Origin of the sequence: Dyella silvatica, from assembly GCF_026283955.1 — a bacterium.
Classification (GTDB): Bacteria; Pseudomonadota; Gammaproteobacteria; order Xanthomonadales; family Rhodanobacteraceae; genus Dyella_C; species Dyella_C silvatica.
Window position 1 is genome coordinate 1 of record NZ_JAPDPE010000111.1, and the last position, 17,636, is coordinate 17,636.

Genomic DNA, 17,636 nt, shown 5'->3' on the forward strand with positions numbered 1-17,636 from the left:
GCATGAGCCTCGGCAGCTTGTGCGGCAGGGAATGACCGATAGATCACCGGCTTGATCTTCTTTTGCTCGATCAGCGGCCACACGCGCGACCTCAGTTGCTCGGCAATCCTGGCCTTGAAGGCGACCGGCCGTGGACGCAGCGTCGAGCCGCCAATGCTGAGGCGGCGCAATAGCACTTCAAGCAGATCCAGATCGGCACGCCTGCCGCCCAGCAAAGAGATCAAGGCAATGCGCCCGCCATCCGCAAGACAGCGAACTTCCCGTGCCACATAGTCGCCACCGACCATGTCGAGCACGACATCCACGCCGCGGCCATGCGTGCGTGCCTTGATCACTTCGACGAAATCCTCCGTCGCGTAGTTGATCGCATGTTCGGCACCCAGCGCCTCGCAAGCACGGCATTTGTCGTCGCTTCCGGCGGTGGCAAAAACCCGGTGACCCAGCGCCGTTGCCATCTGAATCGCCGTGGTGCCGATGCCGCTGGCGCCGCCTTGCACCAGTAAGGTTTCTTCCGCACCACCCTCACCGTGCCCAAGCATGGCGCGGTCAAACACGTTGCTCCAGACGGTATAGAACGTCTCGGGAAGCGAGGCCGCCTCCAGCACCGACAAACCCTCAGGCACCGGCAGACACAATGCCAGCGACGCCAACGCGTACTGCGCATAGCCACCGCCTTGCAGCAATGCGCAGACCTGGTCGCCGAGTTTCAGTCCGAAGACATTTGAGACGTGCTGTAGATCGCCGCCGACAATTTCACCGGCAATTTCCAGGCCGAGCAGATCGGAAGCACCCGGCGGTGGCGGATAGTTACCCGCACGTTGCATCGCGTCCGGGCGGTTAACACCACTGGCGGCCACCTTGATCAATACCTCGCCGACGCCGGGCTGCGGCATCGGTCGCTCCGCCAAGACCAACACATCCGGCGCACCAAACTGGCTTATGTCAATGACTTTCACTTAGTGATCCCTACGAATGAGCCTTGCGTCGGAAACTAGTCATGCCGCCGAACCAGCGCGAACCGGACAAGCCGCTTTTACGGCCATCTCGTATATAAGCAGATCGCCCGTCGAGTCTTCGTGACCATGCATTATCGAAGGCCCAGGCACATGCAGCACGCACACGATCACGTTGTGGCTTCATGTCTCGCGACGCTGACTGTCCGCGCCAGGCAGGTACCCGGAACCTCGCCCGGCTTCACCGGATAGCAGTACAACGTGATACGGGCACCATTAGCCGCATCGCCGATATCCAGCGCATAGCCGTGCAGGCGTACGATGGCACTGACAATACTCAAGCCCACACCGGACCCAGGCGTTGTGCGGCTATTGTCGCCACGGTAGAAGCGCCGCGTCACCGCGTCGCGTTCGTCAGCGGGAATGCCTGGGCCGCTATCGAGGATATCAATGCGTGGACCATCCCGATCCATGCTTGCCCGCAACTGCACACTGCCGCCGATCGGGGTGAACTTGATTGCATTGCCGACCAGATTGGCCAACGCTTCGAACAATAGATGCGCGTCGGCGCGCACCGGCGGCAGGGGCTGAATATCGAGGTCAAAAGGCTGCTCGCGATCTTCGGCCACCGGCGCGTAGAACTCATGCACTTCGCGCAGTACGCGAGCCAGGTCGACCTCGGCAAAGCAGGCGCTGCGATGACGATCTTCCAGCTCCGAGACACGCAGCAATGCGCGAAAACGAGCGAGGACGGCATCGATATCGACCATGCAGGCATCGACCAGCGCGGCCTCCGGCTGTTGCCCCAGCAGTTGCTGCTGGGTGCGATAAAGGCGCGCGCGCAAACGGGTCAGCGGGGTGCGCAAATCGTGCGCGATGTTGTCGCAAACTCCTTTGACCTCGTTCATCAAACGCTCGATTTCACCGAGCATGGTATTGACGATACCGGCCAATAGATCCAACTCATCGCCACGACGGCTTACCGGCAAACGCTTGGTCAGATCGCCCTGGCGAATCGGCTCCGTTGCCAATTGCAGTTCGCGAATACGCTGTGCCGGCCCGCGGCGAAGCAGGAAGCCGCCGAGCAAACCGGGAATGATGGTTAACGAGATGCCCCACAGCAGCGCCCGGCGAGTAATCGCGCCCAGGCCGTCGATGGTGCTGGTGTCTTTGGCCAGCACCAAGATCTGGCCGCTAGGCAAGGTCATCGCCATGGCGCGCACGCGGATGCTGCCTTCGACACGGTCCGGACGCGGCATGCCGCCATTCAACAGATGCGCACGGCCATCGACGTGCAGTTCGGCAGGGATGCGATCGACATTGCCCGCCAGTACATGCCCGGCGCTATCGAACAAGCCCACTGACATAATGCCGTGCGGATCGATCTTGCTGGCGGCGTCGACTGTCGCAGGCAACCGCGGCGCATCGGTAGCCGCCAGATAGTGCATGCGCTGCACCAGCATCTGGTCGATAACGCCGTTGAGATAGCGGTTGGTCTCCCATTGAATCACCGCCACCAGAATCAGGCCCCACACGGCGAACAACACGCCGTAGATCAGGATCAGGCGCGAGGTGGTCGAGCGCCATGCATTGGTGTGTAGCAGTGACATGCGCTTAGACCGATACCGACTGCGGCGCGGATACCAGCATGTAGCCGGTACCACGCACGGTGCGAATCAACGGCACTTGTCCGGTGCCGTCGATCTTTCGGCGTAAACGGCCAATATGCACGTCGATGATGTTGGTGCCTGGGTCGAAATGAAAACCCCACACCGTCTCGAAGATCATCGTTCGAGTCAGCACCTGACCCGAATTGCGCATCATGAATTCCAGTAAACGAAATTCCGTCGGCAGCAGATTGAGCAACTGCCCTTTGCGATGCGCAGTGTGGCGAACCAGATCTAACTCCAGATCCGCGACGCGCAAGCGCGGTTCCGCCTGTGGCTGACGTCGGCGCAGCAGCACCTCGACGCGCGCTGCCATTTCATCAGGGGCAAACGGCTTGGTCAGATAGTCGTCACCGCCCGCACGCAATCCACGTACACGCTCATCGACTTCGCTCAAGGCGCTAATCATCAGCACCGGCGTGTCGATCTGTTGTTGCCGCAGGGCAGCGACCACGTCGATACCGTCCATGCCGGGCAGCATGCGGTCGAGCGTAATCAGGTCGTAGTTTTCCGTCGATGCGCGGGCCAGGCCAACCCGGCCGTCACTCACCCATTCGGCAAGCATGCCGTGGACACTGAGCTCAGCCACGATCTCGCCAGCGGTAACTTCATCGTCTTCGATGACCAGGACACGTGGCATGACAGACACCTGCAGAGGTAAATCCAACGGCCGTAAAAATCATCAACCATGGCAAACGGCCCCACGAAGGAGGCCGTTTTATTCACTCGCGTTGAGCGCTACGAAGAATCAGGCGGCGAACAGACCGCGCATCTTCTTCATTGCATTCGCTTCGACCTGGCGAATACGCTCAGCGGAAACACCATACTCGTCGGCCAGATCCTGCAGCGTGGCCTTGTCGTCGTCGAGCCAGCGGCGTTGAATAATGTCGCGCGAACGCTGATCCAATTTCTGCAAGGCGGCCGACAAGGTCTCCATCTGGTTATCGGCGTGATCCGCATCCGATACGTTGTCGTACGGGTCGGCACCATCGTCGATCAGAAACGCCGCCGGTGCCGGCTTCGCGTCGTCATCGGCATCAGCCGGTGCTTCGAAACCGATATCGCGACCAGACAGGCGCGACTCCATCTCGCGCACCGTCGCCTCGGGGACACCGAGATCCTTCGCCACCGTGCGCACTTCCTCGGCGTTCATCCAGCCCAGGCGCTTCTTGCTCTTGCGCAGGTTGAAGAACAGCTTGCGCTGCGCCTTGGTCGTGGCGACCTTGACGATGCGCCAGTTGCGCAGGATGAACTCGTGCATTTCCGCACGAATCCAATGCACCGCAAAACTGACCAAACGCACGCCTTGATCCGGGTCGAAGCGCTTGACCGCCTTCATCAGGCCGATATTGCCTTCCTGGATCAGGTCAGACAGCTGTAGACCGTAGCCGCTGTAGCCACGGGCCACATGCACCACAAAGCGCAGATGCGACATCACCAGCTTCTTCGCCGAAGCCAGATCTTCTTCTTCGTTATAGCGGCGCGAAAGCGCCTGCTCTTCATCCTGGCTGAGCACCGGAATCCGGTGGACCGCCGAAATATATGCATCCAGACTGCCGACGACACTCGGCACCGGCAGGTTAGCGGTCACCAAAGCTTGAGACATGTGTGGAACCTCCAAAAGCGGGGATCAGCTTAGCACTCGGGTACTGAGAGTGCTAAAGAGCCGATGAGTTCCGGCTCTTTAGTAAACCGAATCGTACAGGAATGCCTGAGGCCTGTCGAGTCCATTCGAGCACTCCACCATGACCGTCCGATACGAGTGGGTCCGCAACTTTAAAAATCAATGAACTAGTCCGTATCGCCTTACGCCAGGCCGTTTCGCCAACCTGGGGACCGGCTGTCCAAACCAGCCAGGCCGAGCTTTTAAGCCAGCAAACCGGACCGTCGATGCCCAGCGTAGAGCGCCAGGCATGGCGATTCCCGGGCCAAAGGTCACCTAACCGCTCCAGGCACAGGCCAGCGTATCGGCGAACCCTGAAGAACCTTGCTATCGCCATGACCCAGCCATCGCCCTGTCAGGAACCCCCTTCCCTGCGGGGAAGGGGGTTTTCGAACCGGAACGGACGCCCTATCCGCTTACTTGCTGTCGCCAGTCATTCTCAGGTCGACCATCGGCACTGAGCCGCCGGTCACCTGGGGCAGCGTGCCGTTCCAGCGTTGCAAGCCGTAGTAGCGCACATACTCCGGATGCTCTTTGATGGCATTGCCCACGATCAGGGCGGCCTTGGCCTGCGCATCGGCCTCCAGCAGCAAGGAGTCAGCCCGGCCCTTGGCGGCTTCGACCGCGGCCTGCGCCTCGGCGGCGGCGGTGACGGTTTTTTGTTCACCCTCGAAGCGCTTCTGAGCCACCGCGTTCTGCGCTTGCACGGCATCGGCCTTGGCTTTTACGGCCTCTTCGATGGAGTGTTCGAACCCCGGCGAGTAATGAATACCGGTCAGCTGCACATCGATAACGTCCACGCCAAACAGCGTTTCCAGCCCTTCGCTGATGGACTTCTTCATTTGCGCGGTGATCTGCCCGCGCTGGTCGGAAATCGTCAATGTGTTGTATTTGGCAAAGGCCTCCAGTGCACGATCGCGCACCACCGGCAACAGGGTGGAATCGATATCGACGTTGCCGGCACGCCCGACCTTATAGAGAAGACCAAGCACCGATCGCGATGGGATCTGGTAGATCACCGAGATATCGATCGACACTTTCTGGTTGTCGTTCGTATACACGTCCAGCGCGCCAAGGGTGTAGACGGATCGGCTTGTCTGTAACCGGTCGACCGTTTCCAAGAGCGGAATCTTGAAGTGCACACCGGTACCTAGGGGCGTCGCGGTAACCACCGTGCCGCCCATCCAACGCTCACCGGCCATCTCGCTTGGGGAGACCACGAAAATGCTGCCGCTGATAAGAACGATAGCGATCAACGCAATCACAATGACAGGCACAGTCTTGCCGCCCACGGCACGCTTGCCGGGCTCAAACAGGTTAAGTGTCATACAACGCTCCGTGTGATGAATGATCAATCGAGTTGGCATAGCCCAACGGGGCTACACCAGGAATGGAATACCCCATGCATCACGCCATGCCGGCATCGACGACGATGCCTTGCCGTAACAAGACAGGCGCAAGTGCGGATACCTAAGAGAGAGAAGCGGTGAGAACGCTTCTGTTTTGCCCCCAGACAAAAACCAACGAATGACGACACCGCCTGACCGGGCTGCCGGCCGAATAGCGGAAACCTTCCGTGTTTCGCTGTGTAAGCGATTCGAACACGTTATGGGCCGTGAACGCGCGCCTGGTCGGCGCATGCTTCCTCATTGTCATGACATCCGGTCCCGTAAATGGCATCGCGGAAGCGAATTACAAGGTGGGGTCAACGCGATATTGAGCGACGCCATTCGGGAGGCTTAAAGACTTGCTTCCGAGCAGGAACCCGCCTCGCCCGGCGGGCCCGATAACGCGCGTTTGGCCGGGCAAAACGCCAGGCGCATACCGTCATGGACCCAACCGCCCGCCACGATTAAAGACCAGCCCCGATAGATCGTTTCAAGCCAGCTGATTGCGCGGCGGCAACGACCAATCGATGGGCGCCTGTCCTTGCGCTTCCAGGTAACGATTGGCTTCGGAGAAATGGCCGCAGCCCAGAAAGCCACGATGCGCCGACAAGGGCGAGGGGTGCACCGAACGCAAGATGCAATGGCGGCTGGCATCGATCAACTGCCCTTTGCGCTGGGCGTAAGAGCCCCACAGCAAAAACACCAGGCCCTCGCGCTCGCGATTGAGCGCATCGATGGCGGCATCGGTAAAACCCTCCCAACCCTTGCCCTGATGCGAGGCGGCCAGGCTGTGCTCTACCGTCAGCACCGCATTGAGCAACAGCACACCGCGATCGGCCCAGGGAGTCAGGCAACCGTGATCGGGTACCGCAATACCCAGATCACGCTTGATTTCCTTATAGATGTTTTGCAGGGAGGGCGGCGCGGGCACCCCCGGCCGCACCGAGAAACACAAACCGTGCGCCTGGCCCGGTCCGTGGTACGGATCCTGGCCGAGTATCACCACGCGCACCTTGTCGAACGGGGTGTGCTCGAACGCCGCAAAAATTTCCGGCCCGGGCGGGTAAATCACCTTGCCGGCGTGCTTCTCGGCGCGCAGGAAATCCGAGAGCGCCGACATCTCGGGGCGTTCCAGATAACTGCCGATGCGATCCTTCCAGGAAGGCTCTAGCTTGATGCGTCCCTCATTCATAAGGTGATTTCACGCTCGCGTATATGTCGCGCCACGCGCAACTGAAACAGTAACTTGGTGATCAATAGCTTTTCTTCAGCGGGCTTTTCGACCAGGTCGTTGGCACCCGCCTTGAGCAAGGCTGCCTGATTGATGGGGTTCTCGTCACCTGTCATCACCAGCACCGGCAAGCGGCCCTTGCTGTAACCATACTCGCGACGTATCCGCTCAAGCAGATCGCCGCCGGTCAACTCGCCTTTCAGACTGACATCGGTGAGCACCAGATCGGCACCGATCTGACCCTCTGCCTGCGACGTGTCGAGCAGTGCCAACGCATCCTCGGCGCTGATGACATGACGCACGGTAAGGCCGTATTTCTCGAGCATGCGACGTGTCGCCAGTGCGACCACGCGGCTGTCTTCGACATACAGCACCACGCCTTCGGCCATGCTTTCCGGCCGCACATAGCCGCGAATGAATTCGGCCAACGCCTGAAAACCCAGCGACTTGTCGAAATAGTCCGTGACATGCTCGCCCAAGGTGCGCCGATGCAGGCGATCGTCAACATCACCGGACACCACCACGATAGGCACGTAGATCTGCGGCGCCGATTCGCGCACATAGCGCGCCAGCTCCAGCCCATCCATATCGGGAAGGCGCAGCGCGATGGTGATGAAATCGAAGACCCCGGTTTCAAGCAAGGGCTGCGCCTCGACGCCACTGGCACAGCTGATGACTTCGGCACCCGGTAATTCGGCATGAAGCACTCGGGTAATCAATTGACGCACGACTCTTGAACCGTCGACGACCAGCACACGTGGCGTATCGCTGACGACTCGATGACTAAAACTTGCGTTCATTCCCTATTTGCCCACGAAGACACGGCATTCCCTGCCTTAGAAACAACGAACGCCCCCCGCGTCCGCTCAAGCGAGCATCTTGCCCTGACAGCCACCTCATCGCCTGCGACCGGCGTCACTACTACCGGCACCGGCGCAAACATGGCTTAAGCCGCCTTGCGCAATTGCCAGGCACTGACCAAGCGCGCGCCAAGCCAGCCGAGCACGGCAGCGGCAAACGGTACGGCCACCAGCAGCCACGGCGGCAAGCCGCCGATCTGCAAGCGACCTTCATAAGCGGCGCCGAGCCGCGACACCGGCTCGGCCAGCGCCAGCTCAACCACCACAGCCAGCAAGACCGCCAGCAAACCACTTAGCAGGCCGTACCAGATACCCGCATAAAGATAGGGCCGACGCACAAAGGCGCGACTGGCTCCGACCAGCATCAGCACATCGATCTCCTCGCTGCGGCTGGATATATCCATCCGGATGGTATTGCCCACCACCAGCAACGCCGCCAGGGTCAGCAAGGCCGCCAACACCAGCGCGGCGCGCTTGCCGACATCCAGCAAGGCATCCAGCCGCTGTCGCCAGGTACCGCTGTCCTGCACCAGATCAACGCCTTGCACGGCGCGCAAGTCGGCCACCAATTGCTCGACCTCGTTCGCCGCCAGCCCTGGCTTGGGCAGCACATCGAGCACGAAAGGCAACGGATTGTCGTCCAGCGCATGCAGCGCGCCGCCAAAGCCTTGCATCTTGGCTAGCTCATCCAAGCCCTGCTGCGGGGTTTTTACCGCCACCGCAGCCACATCGGAGCGATCGCGCAACTTGGTCGCGATCAACTCGGCGGCAGGCCCGATCTGGCCTGTTCGCAGAAAAGCGCTCACGGTTTGGTTCTGACCTAAGGCGTCGCCCAACTTCTGCACATTGCCAAGCAGCAGATAGAAAGCCAGCGGCAAGGCCAAGGCCAAACCCATCACCGCCACCGTAAGCAAGGTACCCAGCGGGCGCGACATCAAGCGACGCAAACTGGCGCCCGCGCTCCACCAATGATGCTCGTGCCAACTGGCGAACTTGCGTGGCCGCTGCCGCTCGGTGTGCCGCGGGGGAGCGTTGACCTGCTGGTCCACCGGGTTGGTTTCTGATGGCATGTTCACAGCACCTCCTGCGCCGCGATATCAGCCACTAGCCGGCCATGATCCAGCACCACCACACGCTTCTTCATCCGCTTGATCAATGGCAGGTCATGGCTGGCGATCAATACGGTGGTGCCGAACTGCTGGAATTCGGCGAATAACTCCATGATCTCCACCGCCAGTTGAGGGTCCAGATTGCCGGTGGGCTCGTCGGCAATCAGCAAGGCCGGCTTGGCGACAATGGCGCGAGCGATGCCGACGCGCTGCCGCTCACCCGCCGACAGCGATGCCGGCAGCTGACGTTCGTAAGCGAGCAGGCCGACCTTTTCCAACGCCGCACGCGCGCGGCGGGCCCGCTCGGCCGGAGCGATGCCGCCAATCACCAGCGGCAGCTCGACGTTGGCGTATACGGTGCGATCCATAAGCAGGCGATGGTCCTGAAAAACCATGCCAATCCGTCGCCGCAACTTGGGAATGCCCGCACGGCCAATTTTGGCCAGGCTTTGTCCATCCAGGGCGATCAGCCCATGGGAAGGGCGCTCGATCAAACCGAGTAGCTTCAACAAGGTGCTCTTGCCGGCACCGGAATGACCGGTGACAAAAGCCATTTCACCTGGAGCCACATGAAAAGTGAGCTGCGACAGCGCCTCGTGGCCGCCCTCGTAGCGTTTACTGACTTGCTCGAAGCGAATCACCGATGCTCTCCCAGCCCTGATGGCGCAATCGTGACAAGAATAAGCGGCACCTCGAAAAACTTCGAGGTGTTAGTGCCATGTTGTTTATCAAATTGCCGTGTAAGAAGTCGTGCGCGCGAAGTCGCCCAGACCGCATGCGGTCTCCATCCTATGCGCGGAAGGAGGCCCGTAGGTGAGTTTTGCCGTGGCTGCTCAAGCCATGATGCCCTCTCTGAAATCAGCAGAGGGCACCCGCCTGGCGCTTAGCGACCGGTAAAGAGCCGGGTCAGGCGACGGAAGAAGCCCTGCTTCTTCGGCGCCGCGCTCTCGCCGGTATGGCCTGCGCTCACCACGACCTGGCGTGACGGCCGCGCCCCTGCCTGCTCATTCGCAGCACGCTCGCGCGGCGGACGACGCTCACCGCGTGGCACGCGATTCTCTGTCGTCGTGGTGGCGCTGCCGTTGCCGTTGACTTCGGCGGTCGGCGTGCCGTCTTCTCGGCGACGATTGCGGCCACCACGACGGCGGCGACGCTTGCGCTCGGCCTCAGCCGCGGCGCCGGCTTCGCTATTCGAACCCACGGCAGGCGCAGGTGCCGCCGGCTTGGCGGGACGCGCAGCCTCCGTGCTTGCGGCAGCATCATGACTGCGCGCAGGGCGAGAACCCTCGCGACCACCACGGCCGCCACGACCATTGGTCGAGCGCCCGCGCGATGGCGAACCATCCTTTTCGCGCGACGCCACTTTGTCGCCAAATTCCGCACTATCGGCGGCAGCGGCAGCCGCGAACTGCGCATCCATTTCGCGCGGCTTGGGCATGATCAGCAATTCGGGATCAATCGAAGCGACCGGAATACGTTGCCCGATATAGGTCTCGATTTCCGGCAGCGACATCGCGTACAGGTCGCAGGCAAAGCTGATCGCGTCGCCTTCGGCGCCCAGGCGCGCGGTGCGGCCAATGCGATGCACATAGTCTTCGGCGTCTTGCGGCAGGTCGTAGTTGAAGACGTGGCTGACGGCGGGAATATGCAGGCCGCGGGCCGCCACATCGGTACAGACCAGCATATCGAGCTGGCCTTCCTGGAAGCGCTGCAACAGCTTTTGGCGCTTGAGCTGCGGCACATCGCCGGACAGCGCGCCCACCCGATAGCCCTGCCGCTTGACGCGGTCGGTAATGCGCTCAGCCGCCGCCTTGGTGTTGACGAAGATGATGCTGCGCTCGGCGTTGGTGCGCTCAAGCAAGTTGAGCAGCAACGGCATCTTTTCTTCTTTGGCAGGGAAATAAACCAGCTGACGTACCTTGTCGGCGGTGACATTCTCAGTCTCGACCACCAGCTTTTCGGCGTTGTGCATGTGCTCGTAAGCCAGCTCCAGCACGCGGTGGCTCAAGGTGGCGGAGAACAACAGCACCTGGCGCTGCTCGCGCACCGGCAGGCGGCGGAAGATGAAGCGGACATCCTTGATGAAGCCCAGGTCGAACATGCGGTCGGCCTCATCGACCACCATGACTTCGACGCCGTTGAAGCCGAACACGTTCTGCTTGTAATAGTCGAGCAGGCGGCCTGGCGTGGCGATGATGATGTCGCAACCATCTTTAAGCTGCTGGCGCTGCTTGTCGTAGTCGACGCCGCCGTAGATCAGCGCGGTGCGCAGGCCGGTATGGCGACCGACCGCCTTGGCGTCCTTTTCGATCTGGATCGCCAGCTCGCGGGTCGGCGCAATGATCAAGGCACGCGGGTCACTGTCCTTGCGCTCGGCCACGGCCGGGTTGGTCAGCAGGCGATTCATCAAGGCGACCAGGAAGGCGCAGGTCTTGCCGGTGCCGGTTTGGGCCTGGCCGGCGACATCGCGCCCGGTCAGCGCCACCGGCAAAGTGAGTGCCTGAATCGGTGTGCAGCGGGTGAAGCCGCTATCGTCCAGACTTTTCTGCAAAAGCGGATGCAGATCGAAATTGGTGAAAAAAGTATCGGTGAGTACAGTTTGTGACATGAAGTGAGTAACCAGGAGATACGGGTATCCGCCTACGGTGGATGACCCGGCCCCAGGGCGATCAGACAGCCGTGGGACAGGTGAATGGATGCGGCGCGGTGGCGGTCCGGCGACAGGGCGGCCGATAAAGGCTGCGCTGTCGGGGCACGCTGACGAAGGCACCGGAGTGGCGGGCGACGGCAACTTGCGGCTCCGCTGGCATAGGTGAGCAGGTTGTCAGCCAGCGGGCCAACCTGCTCACCTATGTCAACGGAACCACCTGCTACTGCCCTTGAATCGCTTGAATCGCGCCTCGACTTACGCTGGAATGGAGGCTTGCCGCAACGGCATCACCTTCTCAAACCTGAACCGACCCGCGCTTCATGGGCGCCCCAGTGTAGCTGATGCTAGCCGCGTGGTCGTGATAGCTTTTCCCCGCCTACCTTCGGAGAACCCGGTGAGCGAACTGATTACCCATGTGACAGATGACGCCTTCCAAAAGGAAGTGCTTGAATCCGATACCCCGGTCCTGCTGGATTTCTGGGCTGAATGGTGCGGCCCCTGCAAGGCCATTGCACCGGCGCTGGAGGAGCTGGCCAAGCAGTACGAAGGCAAGCTGCGGATCGTCAAGATCAACATCGACCAGAACCAGAAAACCCCGAAAGACTATGCCGTGCGCGGCATTCCGACCCTGATGGTGTTCAAGAACGGCAAGGTCGAAGCGACCCAGATCGGTGCCGTCAGCAAGGGCCAACTGGCCCAGATGATCGACAAGGCCATTTAAGGCTGTTGTGAACCAGATCCCGCCGCGGCGCTTTACGGCGCAGCGCGGCGGGTGCTAGATTGACTCGTCCGTCGGGACCTTCCTGTCCCCTGCGCCTTCCGCGCGACGCACATCCTCCCTCCTGTATTAACGGCGCCCCCACGAGGTTTGCCCGTGTCCGATAGCATCGACAGCAAAGAATCCAACGACGCCAAGAGCGCCGATACCAAGCCTGCAGCAGAGCCGCGTCCGCGCGCGCCACGCAAATCGGCGGCTGCCACGGCAGCGGCCGCGGCAGCTAATAGCGAAAGCCCCGCCAAGGCCGAAAAGGCCGCCAGCGTACCGCCGCCCGCCGCGCCGGCTCCGACAGAGCGCCCGACGCCATCCACGCCGGTGCAAGCGAGCTTTCCGGTTGAACAGGCTGCACCAGCGCCGGCAGCAAGCCCGTCGACGCAGGCCCATGAAGGCTCGCCCCGCCCGCCCCAGGAATCTCGCGAAGGTGGTCAGCCAAACAACGGCCAGTCCGCTCAATCCGGGCAGCCTGGACAGGCTGGGCAAGGCAATCCGAACAACAACGATCGCCGCAACGACCGTAACAACGATCGAAACGACCGCAATCGCCGCCGCCGCCATGAGCGCGGCAACAACCCCAACCAGCAGCCGCAGCGCGGACCGGGCGGCAACAATCATCCGCGCAATAACAATGGCTTGCCGGTTGATGACGAGTTCGCCGATGCCGGCAGCAACGATCGCCTGATCAACCTCACCGAGCTCAAGCGCAAGAATTCGATTCAGCTGCTCGAGTTCGCCGAGTCGCTGGGCATCCAGGAAGGCGTCGCCCGCGCCCGCAAGCAAGATGTGGTGTTCAACATCCTCAAGGCTCACGCCCGTTCGGGCGGCGGCATCTGGGCCGAGGGCGTGCTGGAAATCCTGCAAGACGGCTTCGGCTTCCTGCGCTCGGCCGACGAGTCCTACCTGGCCGGACCGGACGATATCTACGTATCGCCCAGCCAGATCCGCCGCTTCAACCTGCGCACCGGCGACTACATCACCGGACGCGTGCGTCACCCGAAGGAAGGCGAGCGTTATTTCGCCATGCTCAAGGTCGACGACATCAACGGCGATCCGCCGGAAGCGTCGAAAAACAAACTGCTGTTCGAAAACCTCACGCCACTGTTCCCGCGCAAGTCGTTCAAGCTGGAGCGCGGCAACGGCTCGACCGAAGACATCACCGGACGCATCCTCGACCTGGTCGCGCCGATCGGACGCGGTCAGCGCGGCCTGATCGTGTCGCAGCCGAAGTCTGGTAAGACCATGATGTTGCAAAACATCGCGCAGGCCATTCAGTACAACCATCCCGACGTGCACCTGATCATGTTGTTGATCGACGAGCGTCCAGAGGAAGTCACCGAAATCGCCCGCACCGTGCGCGCCGAAGTCATCAGCTCGACCTTCGACGAGCCGGCCGTGCGTCACGTGCAGGTAGCCGAAATGGTCATCGAACGGGCCAAGCGCCTGGTCGAGCACAAGAAAGACGTGGTGATCCTGCTCGACTCGATCACCCGCCTGGCACGCGCCTACAACACGGTGGTTCCCAGCTCCGGCAAGGTGCTTACCGGTGGTGTCGACGCCAACGCCCTGCAGCGTCCCAAGCGCTTCTTCGGCGCCGCGCGCAACGTGGAAGAGGGCGGCTCGCTGACCATCATCGCCACCGCGCTGACCGACACCGGCAGCAAGATGGACGAGGTGATCTACGAAGAGTTCAAGGGCACCGGCAACATGGAAGTGCACCTGAGCCGCCGTATCTCCGAGAAGCGCGTCTATCCGGCCATCGACATCAATCGCTCCGGCACCCGTCGCGAAGATCTGCTGATCGAACCCGACATGCTGGCCAAGATCTGGATTCTGCGTAAGCTGCTGCATCCGATGGATGAGCTGGCGGCGATGGAATTCATGCTCGACAAGATGAAGAACACCAAGTCCAACGACGAGTTCTTCAACTCGATGAGGCGCTAAGGCGGCCGTATCGCCCGCGTAGCAAAAAGCCGGCTAGATGCCGGCTTTTTGCTACCGTGGATGCCCGCACCAACGGCGGCGAATCGGCGCTGCCCCAGGGCACCACCTGCCGCGGAGCCCCCTCGGCATCCAGAATCGCTACGTCGCAGGAACCTGCTACTGCTAGCATGCCGCCTCCTCCCCCCGTCATTAATCGCTATGCGCATTCTGCTTGTCGAAGATGATTCGCTGGTCGCCGATGCCATCGTCCGTGGACTATCGGCAGAAGGTTATGCCGTCGATCGCACCGCCGCGGCCGAACCAGTTTCCGGACTCATGGAGGGAACCCACTACGACCTGGCCATTATCGATCTGGGCCTGCCCGGTGAAGACGGCTTCGCCCTGGTGCGTCGACTGCGTCGCAACGGCAACGCACTGCCGCTGCTGATCGTCACCGCCCGCGATGGCCTGAATGACCGAGTCAGTGCGCTGGACCTGGGCGCCGACGATTACCTGGTCAAGCCCTTCGCCCTGCCCGAGCTGGCCGCCCGTTGCCGTGCGCTGATCCGCCGCGCCAGCGCCGCAACCTCGAATGAGTTGACGATCGGCCAGCTACGCATCGACCTGGCCGGTCGCCGCGCCCTGAACCCGGCAGGCCAGGTGCTTGAACTCACTCGCCGCGAATGGTCGATCCTCGAATGCCTGGCCCATCACAGCGGCCGCGTGGTGAGCAAGGAGCGACTCATTCAGGCCATCGCCGGCTGGGACGAAGACATTTCCAGCAATGCCATCGAGGTGCATGTGTCACGGCTGCGTGGAAAGCTCGAAGGTGCGGCCACCGTGCGCGGCATTCGCGGGCTCGGCTACCGCCTTGAAGACATCTGATCCATCGCCATCCAGTATTCGGCGGCGCTTGCTGAGCTATCTGCTGGCTCCGCTGTCATTGCTGCTGGTGATTGGCGTCGCCATCGATCATCAGGTCATCGTCAATCCGATCTATAGCGCCTTTGATCGCTCGCTATCTCGCGCCGCCCTGGCCATTGCCGCGCATATCCGCCGCACTCCCGATGGCCAGCTCGACATTCCGGTACCCGACCGGCCGCTGGCCCCGCTGCGTTCCAATGCGCATGAACAATTTTTTTATCGCGTAAGCACCCTCGACGGCCGCACCGTTGCCGGCACCGCCGACCTACCGCTGGTCGCCGCCGAGAAAAACAGCAAGGGGCTCGACTACGCCGACGTGACCTACCGAGGCACGGCCCTGCGACTGGTCAGCTATCGCACCACTGAAGCGGGCGAGCCGCTGGTGGTAACCGCGGGAGAAATTCCTTTTCGCCGCGACCGCGCCTTACATCGTATGGACGTCTCCTTCGGCATCAACAACAGTATCCAGATGCTGCTGATGCTCAGCACCGCCTTGTTGGGCATCAACATTGCGCTGCGCCCGCTACGCCGCCTGCGCGAGCAAATCGTGGGGCGCGCACCGCAGGCCTTGAGTCCGCTATCGACCGCACAGGTTCCAGCCGAAGTGCGACCGCTGGTCGACTCGCTCAATACGCTGCTTGTCTCGGTGCGCGATTCGTCGCTGGCGCAACAACATTTTCTAGCCAATGCCGCCCATCAACTACGCACGCCACTGACCGGGCTCAAGGCACAACTGGAAGTGCTCGGCCAGGAAGCCAGCGGCAGCCCGCTGCAGGCGCGCATCACCCAATTGCATAGCGGTATCGACCGGCTTGCCCACACCGCCAATCAGTTGCTGGCCTTAGCGCGCGCCGAACCTTCGGCACACCTGGCCAGTCACTTCACCCGGGTTGAGCTGCACCCGTTGATCGCCGAGGTCATCAGCAGCTCGCTGGACCGCGCCCTACAGCGCGACATCGACCTGGGTGCGGAGTGCCAGCCGGTGCAAGTCCACGGGGTCTATTGGCTGCTGCGCGAGACGTTGCTCAATCTGCTCGACAACGCTATCCGCCACACACCCGTCGGCGGACAGATTACCCTGCGTTGCGGCACCGAGGCAGGACAACCGTTTCTGGAGGTCGACGACAGCGGCCCCGGCATTCCACTGGCCGAACGCGAGCGCGTGCGCGAACGCTTCTACCACGGCGCCGGCAGCGACGGTGACAGTTGCGGCCTGGGGCTGTCCATTGTCGACGAAGCCGCGCGTGCTCACGGCGCTCACTTCAGCATTCTGGACAGCCACGGCCGCCATGGCGCGCGCATGCGTATCGACTTTCCATTACCGGGTGACGACACTCCGCCTGCCGCTCGTCCGGTGGTGAAAAACTGATCACGCACCTCTCGCTGCGCACAGAGTACGCTGCCAGCGGATAGGCCTTTGAATTTTTCATGGCCACCCCCACAGTGTGTGGCTGCCCCGACGAGGAAACACCCGTGTCCATACCCAGTGCCGTTCAGAGCACGCCAATCGGCGACCGTAAACAGCTTGCCGATTATCTCGCGGCCGGCGAAAAGCCACGCGAAGCCTGGCGCATTGGTACCGAGCACGAGAAGTTCGGCTTTCGCAATGACGACTTGCGCCCACCGACCTTCGATGGCGATCGCGGTATCCGCCTCTTGCTGGAAACCCTCGCCACCCGCTATGGCTGGTCGGTCGCACGCGAAGGTGAGAATCCGGTAGCACTATCGCGCGACAACGCATCGATCACCCTGGAGCCCGCCGGGCAATTGGAGCTATCTGGCGCCCCGCTGGAAACCATCCACCAGACCTGTTGCGAAGTGAACACACACCTGGAAGAAGTTCGCTCGGTGGCGGATGAACTCGGCCTCGGCTTTCTGGGTATGGGCTTCCAGCCCAAGTGGCGCCGCGATGAAATGCCCTGGATGCCCAAGGGGCGCTACAAGATCATGCGCGAGTACATGCCCAAGGTCGGCTCGCTGGGCCTGGACATGATGACGCGCACTTGCACCGTGCAAGTGAACCTGGACTTTTCCAGCGAAGCGGACATGGTGAAGAAATTCCGCACCAGCCTCGCCTTGCAACCGATCGCCACCGCGCTGTTCGCCGACTCGCCGTTTACCGAAGGCCGTCCAAACGGCTATTTGTCGTATCGATCGAATGTGTGGACAGACACCGACGCCGACCGCACCGGCATGCTCGACTTCGTTTTCGAAGACGGCTTCGGCTATGAGCGCTATGTCGACTACATCCTCAATGTGCCGATGTATTTCAGCTATCAGGATGGCCGCTATATCGACCTGTCCGGACAAGATTTCAAACAGTTCATGGCCGGCAAGCTAGCCGCCCTGCCGGGTGCCCGCCCGACCATGCGCGACTTTGCCGATCACCTGACCACCGCCTTCCCGGAAGTGCGGCTCAAGCAGTACCTGGAAATGCGCGGCGCCGATGGCGGCCCGTGGGGTCGCTTATGCGCCTTGCCCGCATTGTGGGTCGGC

The 17,636-nt window shown here is 61.7% G+C and carries 15 protein-coding genes; 5 read left to right on the top strand and 10 right to left on the bottom strand.

The window, feature by feature from the left end:
* From OUZ52_RS18220 to OUZ52_RS18265, 10 genes are all read right to left on the bottom strand, one after another.
* The coding region (locus OUZ52_RS18220; RefSeq protein WP_266159954.1) for an NAD(P)H-quinone oxidoreductase at positions 1–956 on the bottom strand (956 nt) is incomplete at its 3' end.
* A gap of 167 nt (positions 957–1,123) precedes the next feature.
* A complete protein-coding gene (locus OUZ52_RS18225) occupies positions 1,124–2,563 on the bottom strand; it encodes a sensor histidine kinase (protein ID WP_266159955.1) in 1,440 nt (479 codons plus the stop codon).
* A 4-nt stretch (positions 2,564–2,567) separates the two neighbouring features.
* Entirely contained in the window at positions 2,568–3,260 is a 693-nt protein-coding gene (locus OUZ52_RS18230; protein ID WP_266159956.1) for a response regulator transcription factor, read from the bottom strand.
* Positions 3,261–3,368: 108 nt separating this feature from the next.
* Positions 3,369–4,226 carry an RNA polymerase sigma factor RpoH gene (gene rpoH, locus OUZ52_RS18235; RefSeq protein WP_266159957.1) on the bottom strand — a complete coding sequence of 286 codons (858 nt, stop codon included), beginning with the start codon at positions 4,224–4,226 and terminating at the stop codon, positions 3,369–3,371.
* A gap of 473 nt (positions 4,227–4,699) precedes the next feature.
* On the bottom strand, positions 4,700–5,611 hold the full coding sequence (locus OUZ52_RS18240) for an SPFH domain-containing protein (RefSeq protein ID WP_266159958.1): 912 nt from the start codon (positions 5,609–5,611) through the stop codon (positions 4,700–4,702).
* A gap of 550 nt (positions 5,612–6,161) precedes the next feature.
* A complete protein-coding gene (gene ung / locus OUZ52_RS18245) occupies positions 6,162–6,863 on the bottom strand; it encodes a uracil-DNA glycosylase (RefSeq protein WP_266159959.1) in 702 nt (233 codons plus the stop codon).
* The gene (locus OUZ52_RS18250; RefSeq protein ID WP_266159960.1) at positions 6,860–7,702 is read right to left on the bottom strand and encodes a response regulator; all 843 of its coding nucleotides are present in this window, start codon (positions 7,700–7,702) and stop codon (positions 6,860–6,862) included. The genes ung and OUZ52_RS18250 overlap by 4 nt, the downstream gene beginning before the upstream one ends.
* Before the next feature lie 146 nt (positions 7,703–7,848).
* Positions 7,849–8,832, bottom strand: a complete 984-nt coding sequence (ftsX, locus tag OUZ52_RS18255) for a permease-like cell division protein FtsX (RefSeq protein WP_266159961.1) — start codon at positions 8,830–8,832, stop codon at positions 7,849–7,851.
* Positions 8,833–8,834: 2 nt separating this feature from the next.
* A complete protein-coding gene (gene ftsE / locus OUZ52_RS18260) occupies positions 8,835–9,512 on the bottom strand; it encodes a cell division ATP-binding protein FtsE (RefSeq protein WP_266159962.1) in 678 nt (225 codons plus the stop codon).
* A gap of 242 nt (positions 9,513–9,754) precedes the next feature.
* Positions 9,755–11,479: a DEAD/DEAH box helicase gene (locus OUZ52_RS18265; RefSeq protein WP_266159963.1), complete on the bottom strand. Its 1,725-nt coding sequence runs from the start codon at positions 11,477–11,479 to the stop codon at positions 9,755–9,757.
* A gap of 436 nt (positions 11,480–11,915) precedes the next feature.
* Here OUZ52_RS18265 and trxA point away from each other — a divergent pair, with 436 nt between their 5' ends.
* The 5 genes from trxA to OUZ52_RS18290 form a co-directional block, all read left to right on the top strand.
* Complete coding sequence (trxA, locus tag OUZ52_RS18270) at positions 11,916–12,242, top strand: thioredoxin TrxA (RefSeq protein ID WP_266159968.1); 327 nt, start codon at positions 11,916–11,918, stop codon at positions 12,240–12,242.
* Positions 12,243–12,395: 153 nt separating this feature from the next.
* Positions 12,396–14,237 carry a transcription termination factor Rho gene (gene rho, locus OUZ52_RS18275; protein WP_266159964.1) on the top strand — a complete coding sequence of 614 codons (1,842 nt, stop codon included), beginning with the start codon at positions 12,396–12,398 and terminating at the stop codon, positions 14,235–14,237.
* A 198-nt stretch (positions 14,238–14,435) separates the two neighbouring features.
* A complete protein-coding gene (locus OUZ52_RS18280; RefSeq protein WP_266159965.1) occupies positions 14,436–15,101 on the top strand; it encodes a response regulator in 666 nt (221 codons plus the stop codon).
* Entirely contained in the window at positions 15,088–16,509 is a 1,422-nt protein-coding gene (locus OUZ52_RS18285; RefSeq protein WP_266159966.1) for a sensor histidine kinase, read from the top strand. The genes OUZ52_RS18280 and OUZ52_RS18285 overlap by 14 nt, the downstream gene beginning before the upstream one ends.
* Before the next feature lie 104 nt (positions 16,510–16,613).
* The coding region (locus OUZ52_RS18290; protein ID WP_266159967.1) for a glutamate--cysteine ligase at positions 16,614–17,636 on the top strand (1,023 nt) is incomplete at its 3' end.